The organism is Pseudomonas sp. rhizo25 (genome assembly GCF_031931935.1).
In the GTDB taxonomy this organism is placed as follows: domain Bacteria; phylum Pseudomonadota; class Gammaproteobacteria; order Pseudomonadales; family Pseudomonadaceae; genus Aquipseudomonas; species Aquipseudomonas synxantha.
Map to the genome: position 1 here is coordinate 43,651 of NZ_JAUJXA010000016.1, position 15,433 is coordinate 59,083.

Below are 15,433 nucleotides of genomic sequence, written 5' to 3' on the forward strand. Positions count from 1 at the left end.
GAAAGGCTTTGACTGGGAGACACACCGTGAGTGAACAGGCCCCAACCCCTTCAGCTGCCTTGACCCTGGTTCCGATGATGATTGCCGGCCTGCTCGGCGGCAGTGCGCTTGCCTACAGCGGTGGTTTCAGCGCCTGGGCCCTGATAGCAGGAGTTGCACTGTTGGTGCTGTGCACAGGCCTGAGTTGCCTGGTGCACTGGCGTCACCAGGCACACTGCAAACACCTGTGCCAGCAGCTTGACGATCCAGCAACTGCGGCGACGGTGGTGGCTGTCGATAACGGCCTGGCAGACGTCTGCGTCCATGTATTGCCCATCTGGTCCAGGCAGATCGAAGCGGCGCGTGAGATCAGCGAAACCTCGATCCTCAAGCTCAGCGAACGCTTCAGTACGCTGTCATCAGACATCAGCCACAGCGTGTCCAGCCAGGGGGCGCAAGACGCCTCGCTGCAACTGGTCGACTTATTGGAGGTTGGCCAGCGTGACCTCAACTCCATCGTGGTAGCGCTGCGTGCCGCGCTGTCCAATAAAGAGAACGAACTCAAGGAAGTCCTGCAACTGTCCGGGTTCACTGAGCAACTCCAGCAGATGGCCAAGTTTGTCGGAGACATTGCCAGTCAAACCAACCTGCTGGCGCTCAACGCTGCCATCGAAGCGGCGCGTGCCGGCGAGGCCGGGCGAGGTTTCGCGGTAGTGGCCGATGAAGTGCGCAAACTCTCGAGCATGTCCGGCGAGACCGGGCGCAAGATCAGTGAAACCGTCAACACCGTCAACGCGGCCATTGCCCGTACGGTGCAAATGTCCCGTCACCACGCCGAACAAGACACCCTGACCCTCGCGGATTCGGAGCGTGTGGTGTCGCAGGTCATCGATCATTTTCGCGGTACCGCCCAGAGCATCGTGGGCAACAGCCATGACCTGCAGCAACAGAACGCCAATGTCGCCGGCGAAATTGCCCAGGTGCTGGTCGCCCTGCAGTTCCAGGATCGCGTCAGCCAGATGTTGACGCTGATTACCGGCGACCTGGGCAAGTTGCAGCAACAGTTAGGCGAGCGCCAGGAAGCGAGCCTCAGCGGTGGCGTCCTGATGCCGATGCGCGGTGACCAGTGGCTGCAGACACTTGCAACGGGCTACACCATGCCCGAGCAGCACGCGATTCACGGCGGCAAAGCGCACGCCAAGGCGCAAGCCAGCGAAATCACCTTTTTCTAGAGGAGTTTTTCCGATGAGCAAAACCATTCTGATCGTCGACGATTCGGCCTCCATCCGGCAGGTGGTGAGCATCACCCTCAAGGGGGCGGGTTACGACGTGATCGAAGGCTGTGATGGGCGTGATGCGCTGAGCAAGCTGGACGGTCGCAAAATCCACTTGATTGTCAGTGACGTGAACATGCCCAACATGGACGGCTTGAGCTTCGTCAAGGCCGCCAAGCTGTTGCCGGCCTACAAGTTCACCCCGGTCATCATGCTGACCACCGAGGCCAGTGATGCGATGAAACAGCAAGGCCAGGCCAGCGGTGCCAAGGCGTGGATGGTCAAGCCTTTCCAGCCTGCGCAAATGCTCACCGCCGTCTCCAAGTTGATCCTGCCATAGCGATGACCAGCGAGCGCTGGCCAGGAGGTTTGCATGAAAAGCACCGTGCCGATGCTGCGTCGAATCCAGGTAATGGAAGGCCCCCTGACGATCTACACGGCCAGCGAGCAAAAAGACGTGTTGTTGTCGTTGTTTCCCCTGGCCCATGAGGTCGAGTTGGACCTGTCCAATGTCGATGAACTGGACAGCGCCGGTTTGCAACTGTTGATTCTGATCAAGCGCGAATCGTTCAAGGAAGGCACGCAGCTGGTGCTGAGCAACCCCAGTGCGACGGTACTCGAAGCCCTGCGGCTCAGTGGCCTTGACGACTACTTCGCCAATCCCTCTTTCACTGTATCGGTTGGAGCATGACCCAATGGCCCAGCCCATGAACATGGATGACGTGCTGCAAACGTTCATTGCCGAGAGTCGCGAGCTTCTGTTGCAAATGGAAGATGCGCTGCTGCAGATCGAGCAGTCGCCGCACGACCTGGACACCATCAACGGCCTGTTCCGCGTGGCCCACACTATCAAGGGGTCGGCCGGCCTGTTCGGCCTGATGCCAATCGTTGAGTTCACCCACGTCGCCGAGAGCGTCCTGGATCGCGTACGCAGCCTGGAAGTGAGGGTGGACGAAGCCTTGAGCGCGTTGTTTCTCGACGCCCGCGACCATATCGGCCAACTGATCGACCTGCTGGCCGAGGATGGCGACCTTGAGCGCCTGGGTGAACCGTTGCGGGTTCAGGGCCAGCGCTTGGCTGAGCGCCTGTCGATGTATCTGCAAGCGCCCTGCGCGCTGCCTGCATCGGTTGCTCAAGACCAGTCGCCGATGGCTGCCGAAGGGCCTGGTCACTGGCATCTGTCCGTGCGCTTTGGTGCGGATATGTTTCGCAATGGCATGGACCCCCTGGCGTTCCTGCGTTACCTGAGCACCCTGGGGCACTTGGCGCATACCGTCACGCTGTTCGACGCATTGCCGCCTTTGCTGTCGATGGACCCGGAAACCAACTACCTGGGCTTTGAACTGGCGCTGGTCAGCGACGCTTCGCGGGAAGTCATCGACGGCGCCTTCGATTTTGTCCGCGATGACGCCCTGGTGCTGATCCTGGCGCCCCAGGCCGATATCCAGGCGTATCGCGCGCACATCGACGCGCTGCCGGAAGACAATACGGTGTTGCTGGAGCTGTTGGTACGTTGCGGCAGCTTGACTGAGGCTCAGGCCGCACTCGTTATTCAAGATGAGGCGCCAACGCCCGCCGTCGCGCCTGAAGTCGCGCAGGATTCACAGGCCACGCTGGCCAAGGCCGGTAAAGGCGCGGTCAATAACGAAGGCAACCTGATTCGAGTCGATGCCGCCAAATTGGACCAACTGATCAATCTGGTCGGTGAGCTGATCATCGCCGGTGCCGGCGCCAACCTGGTGGCGGTGCGCAGTGGGATTGGCGAGATGATCGAGGCGACCAGCCTGTTGTCGCGGCTGGTAGAGGAGGTGCGTGATTCGGCTCTGACCTTGCGCATGGTGCAGATCGGCGCGACCTTCACCCGCTTCCAGCGCGTGGTCCGGGATGTGTCCAAAGAGTTGGGCAAGGACATCGTGCTGCGCATCGGCGGTGGCGAAACCGAACTGGACAAAACGGTCGTCGAGCGCATTGGCGACCCGTTGACGCACTTGGTGCGCAATGCCATGGACCATGGCATTGAGGCGGTGTCGACTCGCCTGCAGCGGGGTAAACCGGCCCAGGGCACCGTACGCCTGAATGCCTACCATGAATCCGGCAGCATCGTGATCGAGGTGTCGGACGACGGCGGTGGCCTGGCCAAGCACAAGATCCTCGCCAAGGCCCGCGAGCGCGGCCTGGTCGGGGAGGGCCAGGTACCGGCCGACAAAGACATCCTGAACCTGATCTTCGAGCCAGGCTTCTCCACCGCCGACCAGGTCAGCAACCTGTCCGGCCGCGGCGTGGGCATGGACGTGGTCAAGCGCAATATCACTGCATTACGCGGCAGCGTGAGCCTTGAGAGTGAAGAGGGGCAGGGCACCACGGTACGCATTCGTTTGCCGCTTACCCTGGCGATCATCGATGGCTTTCTGATCGGTGTGGGCAAGGCCTCTTACGTCATCCCGCTGAACATGGTGGAGGAGTGCATCGAGTTGGAGCCTGGGCAGGGGGCTGAATCCGGCTTCCTGGACCTGCGCGGCGATGTGCTGCCGATCTTGCGGCTGCGCGACATGTTTGCCGTGCAAGAGCCGGGCGGCATCCGCGAAAACGTCGTCGTCGTGCACTACGCCGGCTTGCGTGCCGGCCTGGTGGTCGATCGCTTGCAGGGGGAGTTTCAAACCGTGATCAAGCCCTTGGGCAAAGTCTTCGGAGAGGCCCATGGATTGGGTGGTTTCACCATCCTCGGAAGCGGGGCCGTGGCCCTGATCCTGGATATTCCCAATCTGTTAGGACTCGTTGCCAAGGAAGCCACCAACCGTTCGACCCCACGTCCTTTATCGATCCAATAAGCGTCATCAGGAGTTCCTCGCCATGACCGTTATCAAAAATATTACGCTGTTGATTTTCACGGCAATGCTGGGCGTCGTCGTGTTGGGTGGCACCAGTTTCTATCTGACCAGTGAAGTCAATTCCAGCGCCAGTTTTGCCAGTGTCAACACGGTACCCAGCCTGCTTGAGATCGATCGCGCCGCCGAGGCTTTCGCCAGCCTGCACGCCCTGCAATGGGAGCACCTGAATGAATCGGGCAAGAGCACGGTTGCGCCGTACGCCGCACTGATAGCGCAGCATTTGGGCAATATCGACAACGCCTTGGAGCGTTACCGCACCCAACTGGCTATCGACGCGCATGATGCGGCGTTGTTGAGCCAGTTGCGCACCCGGTTTGACGAGTTTGCAGCCTTGCAGGGGCGATTCGACAAACTGGTTGAAACAGGCGATATCGCCGGCGCTCGCGCGTTGCTCGAAGTGAGCCAGCCTCTGCAAACGGCGACCCAGGCAGCAATCGCCGATGTGCGCCAATACAACCTGGAACTGGGGCGCAAGGCTCAACTGCTGGCCACCAGCACTGAGCAGAATGCCCGCTACATCATCCTGCTGATCGGCGCGCTCACACTGCTGGTCACTGGACTGATGGGCTTACTGCTGGCACGCAATCTCATGCGCCAGCTGGGCGGTGAACCCGCCAGCGTCCGCGCCTTTGCTGCGCGCTTGTCAGCCGGCGAGTTGGAAGCAAAAGCCACCCTCAAGGCCGGTGACACCACGAGCTTGATGGCTTGCATGCAACAGTTGGGCGAGAACCTGCAGGCGCTGGTCGCGCAGATAAACACCATGTCCAGCGCGCACGACAAGGGTGAGATCGACGCACAGATCGATGTAAACCGCTTTCACGCAAGCTACCGATCGATGGCCCAGGGCATCAACGACATGGTCAACGGTCATATCGCGGTGAAGAAGAAAGCCATGGCCTGTATCCGTGCCTTTGGTGAAGGTGATCTATCGGCGCAGCTGGAACAGTTCCCCGGCAAAAAAGCCTTCATCAATGAAAATATCGAGCTGCTGCGTAGCAATATCCTCGCGCTGATCAATGAAATGCAGCACATGTCCAGCGAGCACGAGAAAGGTGACATTGATGTCATGATCGATGTTGAGCGCTTTAGCGGTTCGTACCGTGAAATCGGGCAGGGCATCAATGGCATGGTCAGCGGCCATATCAGTGTGAAGAAAAAGGCCATGGCCTGCATTCGCGCGTTCGGCGAAGGCGATCTGGCCGCGCCCCTGGAGCAATTCCCGGGCAAGAAAGCCTTTATCAACGAGAACATTGAGCAGTTGCGCGCCAACATCCTGGCCCTGGTCGACGACACGCGCCAGATCAGCGACAGCGCGATGATCGGCAAACTCGATACCCGGCCGGATGCCTCTCGCCATCAGGGCGATTTCCGCCGCATCATCCTGGGAATCAACGGCTCGCTGGATGCGATCATCGTGCCGATCACTGAGGCCATGGACGTCCTGGCGTCGATCTCCAGTGGCGATCTGACCCGGACCATCGTCGGTGACTACCAAGGCAAGTTCCTGGAGCTGAAAAACTCGGTCAACGGCACCGTGGAAAAACTCTCGGAAATCATCGGCGAAGTGCGCGGGTCGGCCGACTCGCTGTCCAGTGCCTCCGAGGAAATCTCCGCCACTGCCCAGAGCATGGCGCAATCGGCGTCCGAACAGGCGGCGTCGGTGGAACAGACTTCGGCGTCGATGGAGCAAATGTCAGCGTCCATCGCCCAGAACACCGAAAACGCCAAGGTGACCGATGGCATGGCGGGCAAGGCTAACAAAGAGGCGTCCGAAGGCGGTCGCGCCGTGAAGGACACGGTGGCGGCGATGAAGACCATCGCTGAAAAAATCGGCATTGTCGATTCCATCGCCTACCAGACCAACCTGTTGGCGCTCAACGCGGCCATTGAAGCGGCGCGGGCCGGCGAACACGGTAAAGGCTTCGCGGTGGTAGCAGCCGAGGTGCGCAAACTGGCCGAGCGCAGCCAGATCGCAGCGCAGGAAATCAGCGAAGTGGCCAAGAACAGCGTGGCCCTGGCCGAACGGGCGGGCAACCTGCTGGATGAAATCGTGCCTTCGATTGCCAAGACCTCTGACCTGGTGCAGGAAATTGCGGCCGCCTCGGAAGAACAATCGATCGGCTCCGAGCAAATCAACAGCGCAATGTCGCAAATGAGCCAACTGACTCAGCAAAACGCGTCGGCCTCCGAAGAGTTGGCCGCGACTGCCGAGGAAATGAGTGGCCAGGCCGAGCAGTTGCAGGAACTGATGGGCTTTTTCACCGTACAGGGCAAGCGCGTCGGGCGGGCTGTTGCCACGTCGGGTCTGGGGCGTGCGGCGTCGCTGTCGGATCATGACAGCCGTGCGGTGGAGAGCGGTTTCGTCCGCTTCGGGAGTTGAACCATGAGTGCCTCAGCCGTTGTGCCTGGCACTTCAGCCCCAGCGCTGCAAGTCGGCGAGCCCTTGCAGTACCTGACCTTCTCGGCTGATCAGGAGATGTACGCGGTCAACACCTTGAGCGTTCGAGAAATCATCGAATACAGCCAGGTGACCAGCGTGCCGATGATGCCGGAGTTCCTGCGCGGGGTGATCAATCTGCGTGGCTCGGTGGTGCCGGTGGTGGACCTCAAGGCCCGGTTCGGCAAGGGCGTGACGGACCTTGGCAGCCGCACGTGTATCGTCATTCTCGAAGCGGCCAAGGAGGGCGAGTCCCAGGTGCTGGGGGTGGTGGTGGACTCGGTCAGCGAGGTGATCGAGATCCTCGATATCGACATCAAGCCCGCGCCGGCCTTCGGCAACCCTATTCGTACTGACTTCATCAGGGGGATGACCAAGGTGCGGGGAGCGTTTGTCACGCTGCTGCAGATCGAGCAGGTGCTGTGCGTCGATGAGATCGCCGGCTTGATGCGCGCTTGAGGTGTACGACCGTGCCCCCAGGTGCGGGCGCAAAGCAATTGATCCGAGGTGAATCATGGCGTTAACCATCCAAAGTCCTGGCAGTGCTGCGATCTCGGGCCCGAGCCAATACCTCACCTTCGAGTTGGGGGGTGAGATGTTCGCGGTCGGCACGCTCAACGTGCGCGAGATCATCGAATATGGGCCGATCACCCACGTACCGTTGCTGCCCGCCAGCCTGCGCGGGGTGATCAATCTGCGAGGCGCTGCGGTGCCGATACTGGACCTGGGTGTGCGCTTTCGTGGCGAAAGAACGCTGCAGACGTCAAGAACCTGCTTTGTGATCCTGGAGGTACAGGTCGGTAGCGTGCGCAAGCCGGTGGGCATCATTGTGGATGCAGTCAGCGAGGTGCTTGAAATCGCCGAGCAGGATATCGAACCTTCGCTGAGTGTCGGCACCGAGGTCAGGGCCGATTTCCTGTTGGGCATCGGCAAATTGGACAGCGGCTTTGTACTGCTGCTGGATATCGGTCGCGTGTTGTCCCTGGAACCGATCGAGGTGCTGGCAAACCTTGAGTCCTTACTGCCTGCCACCGCCTGATCAACTTTTGGGATGCCCTTATGAACGTGATTCTCTCCGACGCCGAGTTCCAGCAGTTTCGCAGCCTTATCCATCAGATCGCCGGCATCAGCCTGTCCGATGCGAAAAAACAGTTGGTCAGCTCACGGCTTGCCAAGCGGCTGCAGGCGTTCGAGCTCACGACTTACGGTGCTTACTACAAGGTGTTGATGAAGGACGCCACGGAACTGCAGGTGGCGGTAGACATGCTGACCACCAACGAAACCTATTTTTTCCGCGAACCCAAGCATTTCGACTTCCTGCGCGACGTGGCCCTGCCCGAACTGCGTGGCAATGCAACGCTGCGGGTATGGAGTGGCGCCTGCTCCACCGGTGAAGAACCTTACACCCTGGCGATGGTGCTGGCGGACAACCTGGCCGGTCGGCCTTGGGAGATCATGGCGTCGGACATCAGCAGCCGTGTGTTGGATAAAGCCCGCCAAGGGCGCTACCCACTCGAGGGTATACGCGGCATTCCCGAAGCGCTGCTGCACAAGTATTGCCTCAAGGGCGTCGGTGCCAACCACGGTTGCTTCATGGTCGATCCGGCGCTCGCGGCGAAAATCGATTTCCAGGCGATCAATTTGAACAATCCGCTGCCGAAAGTCGGCATGTTCGACGTGATCTTCCTGCGCAACGTGATGATCTATTTCGACAGCGATACCAAAGTGCAGGTCGTCAAGCGTCTGGTCAGCCATCTCAAGCCTGGCGGCTATTTCCTGGTCAGCCACTCTGAAAGCCTCAACGGCGTGACCGACGAGCTGAAGCTGGTCAAGCCTTCGATCTATCGGAGGCCACATGCCTGACACTCAACCTTCCCGCGAGGTGTTCCTGAATCCTGGAGATTGGTTTTTCGGCACTGGCGCGATTCGGCTGCGCACGGTGCTGGGCTCCTGCGTGGCCCTGGCGTTCTGGCATCCGCAGCGCTTGTTGGGTGGCATGTGTCACTACCTGCTGCCCCAGCGTACTGCGACGAGCGCCAAGCCCCTGGACGGTCGCTATGGCAATGAAGCGCTGCAACTGCTGCTCGATGCCATGCGCGCGAGCAAGGTGCCGCCGACGGAGTTCAGGATCAATGTGTATGGCGGCGGGAATATGTTTCCCGGGCTGGTGCGCCCGGACAACCACTACGTCGGGCAACGCAATGTCGAGCAAGCCCGGCGCCTGCTCGACGTGAATCACTTGCGGTGTCTGAACTGGCACGTGGAAGGCGTGGGGTATCGCACCGTGGTATTCGACCTGGCCAATGGCAATATTCAACTCAACTACCTGGCGCTGCAGCGCCCCCTCAGCAGCCCTCAACGAGAGCGTGCGCTATGAGTCCTATCAAAGTACTGATCATTGATGACTCTGCCGTGGTCCGCCAGGTATTGACGGCGACCCTGGGACGAGACCCCGCCATTGAAGTGATAGGCGCGGCGGCAGACCCGGTATTCGCCATGGATAAAATGAACAAGCAATGGCCGGATGTGATCGTGCTGGACGTCGAGATGCCGCGCATGGACGGCATTACGTTTCTCAAGAAACTCATGGCCGAACGCCCCACGCCGGTGGTCATCTGCTCGACCTTGACCGAGAAGGGCGCGGCCACCACCATGCAAGCCTTGGCGGCAGGGGCCGTCAGTATCGTCACCAAGCCGCAGTTGAATTTGCGCCAGTTCCTGACCGACAGCGCCGATGAGTTGGCGTGCGCCGTCAAGGCTGCGGCCAAGGCCAACATGAAACGAATGGTGGCGTGTGGTGAACGTGCTCCCCAGAGGGTGAGTGCCGACGCCATTCTTGCAGCGGGCGCCCCGGCAATGGTGCGTACCACCGACAATATTGTTGCCATCGGCACCTCCACGGGCGGTACTCAAGCCCTGGAGTTGATACTGACCGCATTGCCCAGGGTGTGCCCGGGCATCGTGATCGTGCAGCACATGCCTGAACACTTCACCGCGGCGTTTGCCGAGCGACTCAATCGACTGTGTGAAATCGAGGTCAGGGAGGCGAAAAATGGCGACCGGGTCATCCCCGGTTGCGCATTGATCGCCCCCGGCGGCCGACACATGGTGCTCAAGCGCAACGGTGCCCAATATCAGGTGGAAATCGTTGACGGCCCACCGGTGAGCCGGCATCGGCCCTCGGTTGACGTGCTGTTTCGTTCCGTTGCCCGCAGTGCCGGTGGCAACGCGCTGGGCATCATCATGACCGGCATGGGCGACGACGGCGCGCGGGGGCTTAAGGAAATGTTCGACGCCGGCGCCGCCACGGTGGCTCAGGACGAGGCCAGTTGCGTGGTGTTCGGCATGCCCAAGGAAGCGATCAAGCTCAACGCCGCCCAGCGGGTCATGGCGCTGGAAGATATTCATCGGGCGATTTTGCATCGGTGAACTTGAGTGCCAGGCTGCTTGTGCCGGTACACAACTAATGTGGGAGGGGCGGTGCGACGATTCGACTTGCTCCCGATGGCGGCCTCAGGGCCGACCAGGATGTTGGATCAGACCGAGTACATATCCATTATTTAGGTAATGGCCACTATTGGTTCCGCTTTTACAGCGGGTCACTTTGAAAAGCGCAAAGTAACCAAACGCTCTTGCCCCACCACTCGGCACCTCGCTTAGGCTCGGTGTGCCCGTAATCCGACAGGGATTTGGGGGGGCGCCTGAGATCAAAAGCAGATCAAGATCAAGAGCGGCTCGCTGCGCATCGTGGTTACCGTCGGCTGCTACACAGTGTAGATACCTATGTATACGCTATAGCCGCCTCGGCCATGCAGTGTGCATTCAGTCCACTGTGGTTGCATTACCGCAATGTGGTATTGCGCAGGTAACGGGCCGGTGAGGTGCCCAGGGTTTTACGAAACATCGTGATGAACGAGCTGACAGACTCATAGCCGAGGGCTTCAGCGGTTCTCTGCACCGATTGCCCTTCGGCCAGACTTTGCAGGGCGACGATGATCTGCCATTGCTTGCGCCATTGTCCGAAGGTCAGGCCGGTTTCGGCTTTTACCAGGCGGGCAAGCGAGCGTTCGCTCATGGCGACGTTGCGTGCCCAACTCGCCATGGTGGCGCGGTTGGCGGGATCTTGCGCCAGTGCCCGGGCGATGGTGCGCAGCGGGTTTGAGGCGGGTAAAGGCAGGTAAAGCTGTTCCGTAGGGGCCAGTTCAAGTTCTTCGAGCAGTACGTGAGCCAACCGCGAACTGCGCGAATTGGCCGGGTAATCCTGGGCCTGGCCGCTCAGGTGCAGGATCAGCTCCAGGATCAAAGGCGACAGCGCCAAGGTACAGCAGCAATCCGGCAGCGACGCGGCGCCGGGCTCCACGAACAGAAAACACACCTGCCCGTTGGCCGTTACGCGGTTGCTGTGGGCGACACCCCCCGGAATCCACACGCCGAACCCTGACGGCACCATCCATACGCCATCTTCGACCGTACACACAATGCCGCCGCAATACGCCACCACCAGTTGGCCCTTGCGGTGCTTATGTACGGCGGACTCGCTGTCGTTGCGCTGGGGTTCCAGCATCAGCGCTACGGCGGGCTGGGAAAGGGTGTCGTACTCAAACTGATCGACGTGGATTTCGGCCATGCAAGGTCATCCAGGGTTGTCCGAATTTGATTATATTTTGGCAGTGTACTCAATATCGGCAGTGGCAGTAATTCCCTAGCATTACCTGCAAGCCCCGCCTTCAGTAGGCGAGCGAATGCCAGAACCTCTCGAATCCCGGTGCTTGCCATGCTCAGCGAAATCTCGATTGCCAACCTCTACTTTCCGCCCTTGCTGGTTTACCTGGGGGCGTCCGTCCTGGCCTACCAGCTGATCGAGCGCCTGACCCGCCGCTGGTTGGACCGGGCGTGGCACCCGGCGCTGGCGCGTTTTTTCGTCTCGCTCATCGTCGTGTCGACGATGGTCGTCCATTGCTGAGCGAGGCCGCGCATGTCTATCGTCAAACTCCTTAAAACTGCCGCCACCCTGGGGCTTGGTGTGCTGGCCCTGGTGTTTTGCCTGCAACTCTGGCGCGCTTATGTGCTGGCGCCCTGGACGCGGGACGGGCGGGTGAGTGCCCAGGTGATCCGCATTGCGCCCGAGGTGTCCGGCCAAATCGATCAGTTGTGGGCCAGTGACAACCAATGGGTGGAAAAGGGCGACCCGCTCTATCGCATCGATACGCGTGCTTATCGATTGACCCAGCAGCAGCGCGCGGCGCAGTTTGCAGAAGCGCGCAGTGTGTTCGAGCAGCGCAGTGCGCAATTCAAGCGGCGCGCGCAGCTGGGCGGCGCCATTGCCCGTGAAGAGATCGACAATGCCGCGCGTGACTTGGCCGTGGCCCAGGCGCGCCTGGACGCGGCACGCAGCCAGTTGGCCCAGGCCCAGCTCGACCTGGACCGCACCACCATTAGTGCGCCGGTGGACGGCTATGTCACGCAACTGCGGTTGCAGCCCGGTGATTACGCCCAGGCGGGCATCACCAACCTGTTTGTAGTCGACGGTCATAGCTTCTGGATCACGGGCTATTTTGAAGAGACCAAGTTGCCGGGTGTACGCATCGGCGCAGCGGTGTCGATCAAGCTGATGGGCTTTGACCCGCTGCTGCAAGGCCACGTGGCAAGCCTGGGCAGGGGCATTGCCGACACCAATGAGTTGCGCAACGACAGCGGCTTGCCCCAGGTGAGCCCGACCTTCAGCTGGATTCGGTTGGCGCAGCGTGTGCCTGTGCGTATCGAGTTGGACAAGGTGCCCGACGGGGTGGAGTTGGCGGCGGGCATGACCGCCAGTGTCGAAGTGACGCAGCCGGGCGTCGCACCGCGCTGGCGACTCACCCAATGGCTGCAGGCGTTCATGTGATGACTGACCTGGCGACACGCTTTTTCGCGGCGATCCCCCGGCCCTGGACATCCGCCACGCTTGCCTACGTGCTGCGCAGTCTATTGGCGGCCGGCCTGGCACTCTGGCTTGGCTTGCAACTGCATCTGGATTCGCCGTTCTCGGGTGCTTCCACCGTGTTGCTGCTGGTGCAGCCTATCCAGGGGGCAGTGCGGGGCAAGGGTGTGTACCGAATGCTGGGCACGCTGGTCGGCATGGTCGCGGCCTTTGTGCTGATGGGGTTGTTCGCGCAACAGATGCTGTTGTTCATACTGGGCGTCGGTATATGGCTGGGCCTGTGCGTCGGTGCAATGACGGTCCTGCGTCATTACCAGGCCACTGCGGCAGTGGTGGCGGGCTATACGGTGTGTTTGGCGCTGGGCCCTGCCATCGTCGCCCCGGAACAGGGTTTCGACCACATCATCACCCGTGGCACGGCGGTAGCGCTCGGCGTGCTCAGCTTGAGCCTGGTGGCGACGCTGTTCAGCGCCAAGACCATGGAGCACAAAGTTCGAAGCTCGCTCGTCGACGTCTGCGCGCGCAGTGCCCGGTTGCTCGCGGCCAGCCTTGTGGGCGAAGAGCCTGCGCGCCTGGCGACGCTACGGCACCAGCTCGCGATCGATATCGGTAAGGTGGACGACCAGCTGGGGCTCGGCCGTGGCGAGTCGGCGCTGATCCGCTCGCGGCAGCTGGCGATTCAGGCCGGCCTGGCGCATCTGCACTCGGCGGTGCTCGACGCGCACCCGGAGCACCCATACCAAGGAATCGACCCGGCGTTGCGCGCCCGGATAAGCACAGGGTTGCAGCAACTGAGTGAATGCCTGGCGCATGCTCGCTGCGACTTTCGCACCGCGGCCGATACGCTGGAGCAATTGCGTCGCTGGGCGGATGTTCGCGCCGACTCAAGCCCACAGGTGCGGTTGCGCGGCGAACGCTTGGACGACCCACTGACGGACCTGGGCGCTGCGTTGCTGAACTTCTCCAGCCTCGACCATGCCCGCCGCGGGCCGACACGCGCCGTGGGGTATCACCGCAATTACGCGGATGCTGTGCGAAACGGCATCCGGGCACTGCTCGCCACACTGAGTGCGGGTGCGATCTGGTATTTCAGTGGTTGGGATCAGGGGCCCACATTGCTGGCGGTGCTGGGGCCGTTCTGCACGTTGGTGGCGACGGCTGCCGCGCCGGCCCAAGGCATTAACAGCTTTATCCGCGGCACGCTCTACGCGATTGTGGCGGCAGCGCTGTGCAAATTCCTGCTGATGCCGCAGATCAATGGCTTCCCTCTGTTGCTGCTGGTCATGGCAGGGTTCTGGTCGTTCGGCATCCATGCCACGTGCCAGCCGCGCCATGCCCTGCAAGGGGTTGCCTACCTGATTGGCTTCAACACTTTGGTAAGCACCGGCATGACCGCCACCTACGATTTCGTCGGTTTCGTCAACCAGGCGTTGGCCTGGATCGTGGCGATGCTTGTGTGCCTCTTGGCGTTCCAGATCCTGCCCAAAGATCCAGCCAGGCAAGTACGCGCATTGAAACATGCGCTCCACCAGCACACATGCCGGCTGCTACGCCAGGCCAGTACAATCGATCATGCTCAATGGCAAGCGAAGCAACAACACCGGTTAGTTACGTTGAAGAGTTTGCTTGGCGAGGGTCAACCGCACGAATACCAGGCGGGCTACTTGTCGCTGCAACTGAGCAAGCAATTGAATCGGCTGCAGCGCAAAGCCAGCGGTATCGATCCGGCATCTCCCGTTGCCCGATGTGTGCAAAGCGGTGCGCGGCGGGTTGCACGATATGCCCATCATCCCGCAATCGGCGCCGCACAGGCGCGGCGCACATCCCGGTCGTTGAGCAGGCTTGGCGCGCCTCATCTGGCGAGCGGTTATCAGGACTTGGCGTGGCTGCTGGAGCAGTACGCGAACCTCGTGCAATAGCGCTAACATGAGTGAACGCTCATGCTCAACGCTTACTGCCAACTCGCCGGATACCCTACCTATGAGAGATCTGCCGCCCACCGCGACCTTGCGCGCCTTTGAAGCCGCTACTCGGCACCCGACCTTTACTGCGGCCGCCCAGGAGTTGCATGTCACCCAGAGCGCAGTCAGCCACCAGCTCAAGCATCTGGAGGCGCTGTGGGGCTTGGCGTTGTTCGAGCGCGGCCAGTCGTTACGCCTGACCCCGGCGGGGGCTACGCTGGCGCCCATTGTGCGCGAGTTCTTCATGAGCCTGGAGGCTGCCCTGGCCGACCTGCGCGAACAAAAGGGCAGGGTACGGCTCAAGGTCAGCACCACCTATTCCTTTGCCTTGAAATGGCTGCTGCCACGCTTGCCGAACCTCGCGCGCCAGCACCCCGAGCTGTTGGTTGCGCTGGACACCACGGATGACGTCATCCACTTTTCCGACGCCCAAGCGGATGTCGCGGTCCGGCTGGGCAAGGGCAGTTACCCTGGCCTGTATTCAGAATTCCTGTTCGGCGAGCATGTGTTTCCCGTGGCCAGCCCCGAACTGTTGCGGCGCCTTGGCACCCCGGGCAGCCCCGCCCATTTATTGGACTTCCCGCTGCTGGCCCGGGATGGCGCCGAGCTGGCACCGAAATGGGAGGCCTGGTTTGAAACGGTGGGGCTGGCCTTTTCGCCGCTCAGGGAAAGCGTCAGGTTTGGCGACACCAACATGACCGTCGAGGCGGCCTTGCTCGGCCATGGCATCGCGTTGGTGCGCAGCGGGCATGTGGAGCAGGAAATCAGCGACGGTCGCCTGGTGCGCCTGTTTGATGTGCCGTTTCCATCGCCGCTTGCCTACTATTTCGTGTGCCCCAAGGGCATCGAAACCCAGCCGCATATCCTCAGCTTCCGTCAATGGCTGATGAGCGAGGCGCTGAAAGTACAACGGGCGGATCAGTGAGGTATGAGTATCTATTCATGCTGTGATGAGCAGACTTCGCTGTAAACCG

Annotated in this window: 14 protein-coding genes and 2 pseudogenes; 15 read left to right on the forward strand and 1 reads right to left on the reverse strand. The window is 61.0% G+C overall.

Annotated features, from left to right (window positions below):
• Window positions 1–77 precede the first annotated feature (77 nt).
• The 11 genes and pseudogenes from QZR30_RS23995 (at window position 78) to QZR30_RS24045 (ending at window position 10,007) form a co-directional block, all read left to right on the forward strand.
• Window positions 78–1,211, forward strand: coding sequence for a methyl-accepting chemotaxis protein (locus QZR30_RS23995; RefSeq protein WP_059396864.1), 1,134 nt, complete (start codon window positions 78–80; stop codon window positions 1,209–1,211).
• A 13-nt stretch (window positions 1,212–1,224) separates the two neighbouring features.
• A complete protein-coding gene (locus tag QZR30_RS24000) occupies window positions 1,225–1,593 on the forward strand; it encodes a response regulator (RefSeq protein ID WP_010563050.1) in 369 nt (122 codons plus the stop codon).
• Between the two features lie 33 nt (window positions 1,594–1,626).
• Window positions 1,627–1,944, forward strand: a complete 318-nt coding sequence (locus QZR30_RS24005) for an STAS domain-containing protein (RefSeq protein WP_046072084.1) — start codon at window positions 1,627–1,629, stop codon at window positions 1,942–1,944.
• Window positions 1,945–1,948: 4 nt separating this feature from the next.
• On the forward strand, window positions 1,949–4,081 hold the full coding sequence (locus QZR30_RS24010; RefSeq protein ID WP_233518679.1) for a chemotaxis protein CheA: 2,133 nt from the start codon (window positions 1,949–1,951) through the stop codon (window positions 4,079–4,081).
• Between the two features lie 64 nt (window positions 4,082–4,145).
• Window positions 4,146–5,669, forward strand: a pseudogene (locus QZR30_RS24015) (MCP four helix bundle domain-containing protein); the annotation flags it as partial.
• 15 nt (window positions 5,670–5,684) lie between these two features.
• A pseudogene (locus QZR30_RS24020) lies at window positions 5,685–6,401 on the forward strand (methyl-accepting chemotaxis protein); the annotation flags it as partial.
• A 123-nt stretch (window positions 6,402–6,524) separates the two neighbouring features.
• Window positions 6,525–7,037, forward strand: a complete 513-nt coding sequence (locus tag QZR30_RS24025; RefSeq protein WP_046072086.1) for a chemotaxis protein CheW — start codon at window positions 6,525–6,527, stop codon at window positions 7,035–7,037.
• 55 nt (window positions 7,038–7,092) lie between these two features.
• Entirely contained in the window at window positions 7,093–7,617 is a 525-nt protein-coding gene (locus QZR30_RS24030) for a chemotaxis protein CheW (RefSeq protein WP_046072087.1), read from the forward strand.
• Window positions 7,618–7,637: 20 nt separating this feature from the next.
• Entirely contained in the window at window positions 7,638–8,441 is an 804-nt protein-coding gene (locus tag QZR30_RS24035) for a CheR family methyltransferase (RefSeq protein WP_046072088.1), read from the forward strand.
• A complete protein-coding gene (locus tag QZR30_RS24040; protein WP_046072089.1) occupies window positions 8,434–8,955 on the forward strand; it encodes a chemotaxis protein CheD in 522 nt (173 codons plus the stop codon). Before QZR30_RS24035 ends, QZR30_RS24040 begins: the two co-directional genes overlap by 8 nt.
• The gene (locus QZR30_RS24045; RefSeq protein WP_311904387.1) at window positions 8,952–10,007 is read left to right on the forward strand and encodes a protein-glutamate methylesterase/protein-glutamine glutaminase; all 1,056 of its coding nucleotides are present in this window, start codon (window positions 8,952–8,954) and stop codon (window positions 10,005–10,007) included. Before QZR30_RS24040 ends, QZR30_RS24045 begins: the two co-directional genes overlap by 4 nt.
• 412 nt (window positions 10,008–10,419) lie before the next feature.
• Here the strand turns inward: QZR30_RS24045 and QZR30_RS24050 are convergent, their stop codons facing one another.
• Window positions 10,420–11,205, reverse strand: coding sequence for an AraC family transcriptional regulator (locus QZR30_RS24050; RefSeq protein WP_056846045.1), 786 nt, complete (start codon window positions 11,203–11,205; stop codon window positions 10,420–10,422).
• Between the two features lie 147 nt (window positions 11,206–11,352).
• Here QZR30_RS24050 and QZR30_RS24055 point away from each other — a divergent pair, with 147 nt between their 5' ends.
• The 4 genes from QZR30_RS24055 to gcvA all read left to right on the forward strand — a co-directional run bounded on the left by QZR30_RS24055 (window position 11,353) and on the right by gcvA (window position 15,384).
• Entirely contained in the window at window positions 11,353–11,541 is a 189-nt protein-coding gene (locus tag QZR30_RS24055; RefSeq protein ID WP_046072092.1) for a DUF1656 domain-containing protein, read from the forward strand.
• A 12-nt stretch (window positions 11,542–11,553) separates the two neighbouring features.
• A complete protein-coding gene (locus QZR30_RS24060) occupies window positions 11,554–12,462 on the forward strand; it encodes an efflux RND transporter periplasmic adaptor subunit (RefSeq protein ID WP_068966915.1) in 909 nt (302 codons plus the stop codon).
• The gene (locus QZR30_RS24065) at window positions 12,462–14,417 is read left to right on the forward strand and encodes an FUSC family protein (RefSeq protein ID WP_311904388.1); all 1,956 of its coding nucleotides are present in this window, start codon (window positions 12,462–12,464) and stop codon (window positions 14,415–14,417) included. Before QZR30_RS24060 ends, QZR30_RS24065 begins: the two co-directional genes overlap by 1 nt.
• A gap of 61 nt (window positions 14,418–14,478) precedes the next feature.
• Window positions 14,479–15,384, forward strand: a complete 906-nt coding sequence (gene gcvA, locus QZR30_RS24070; protein ID WP_056846042.1) for a transcriptional regulator GcvA — start codon at window positions 14,479–14,481, stop codon at window positions 15,382–15,384.
• Window positions 15,385–15,433: the final 49 nt, after the last annotated feature.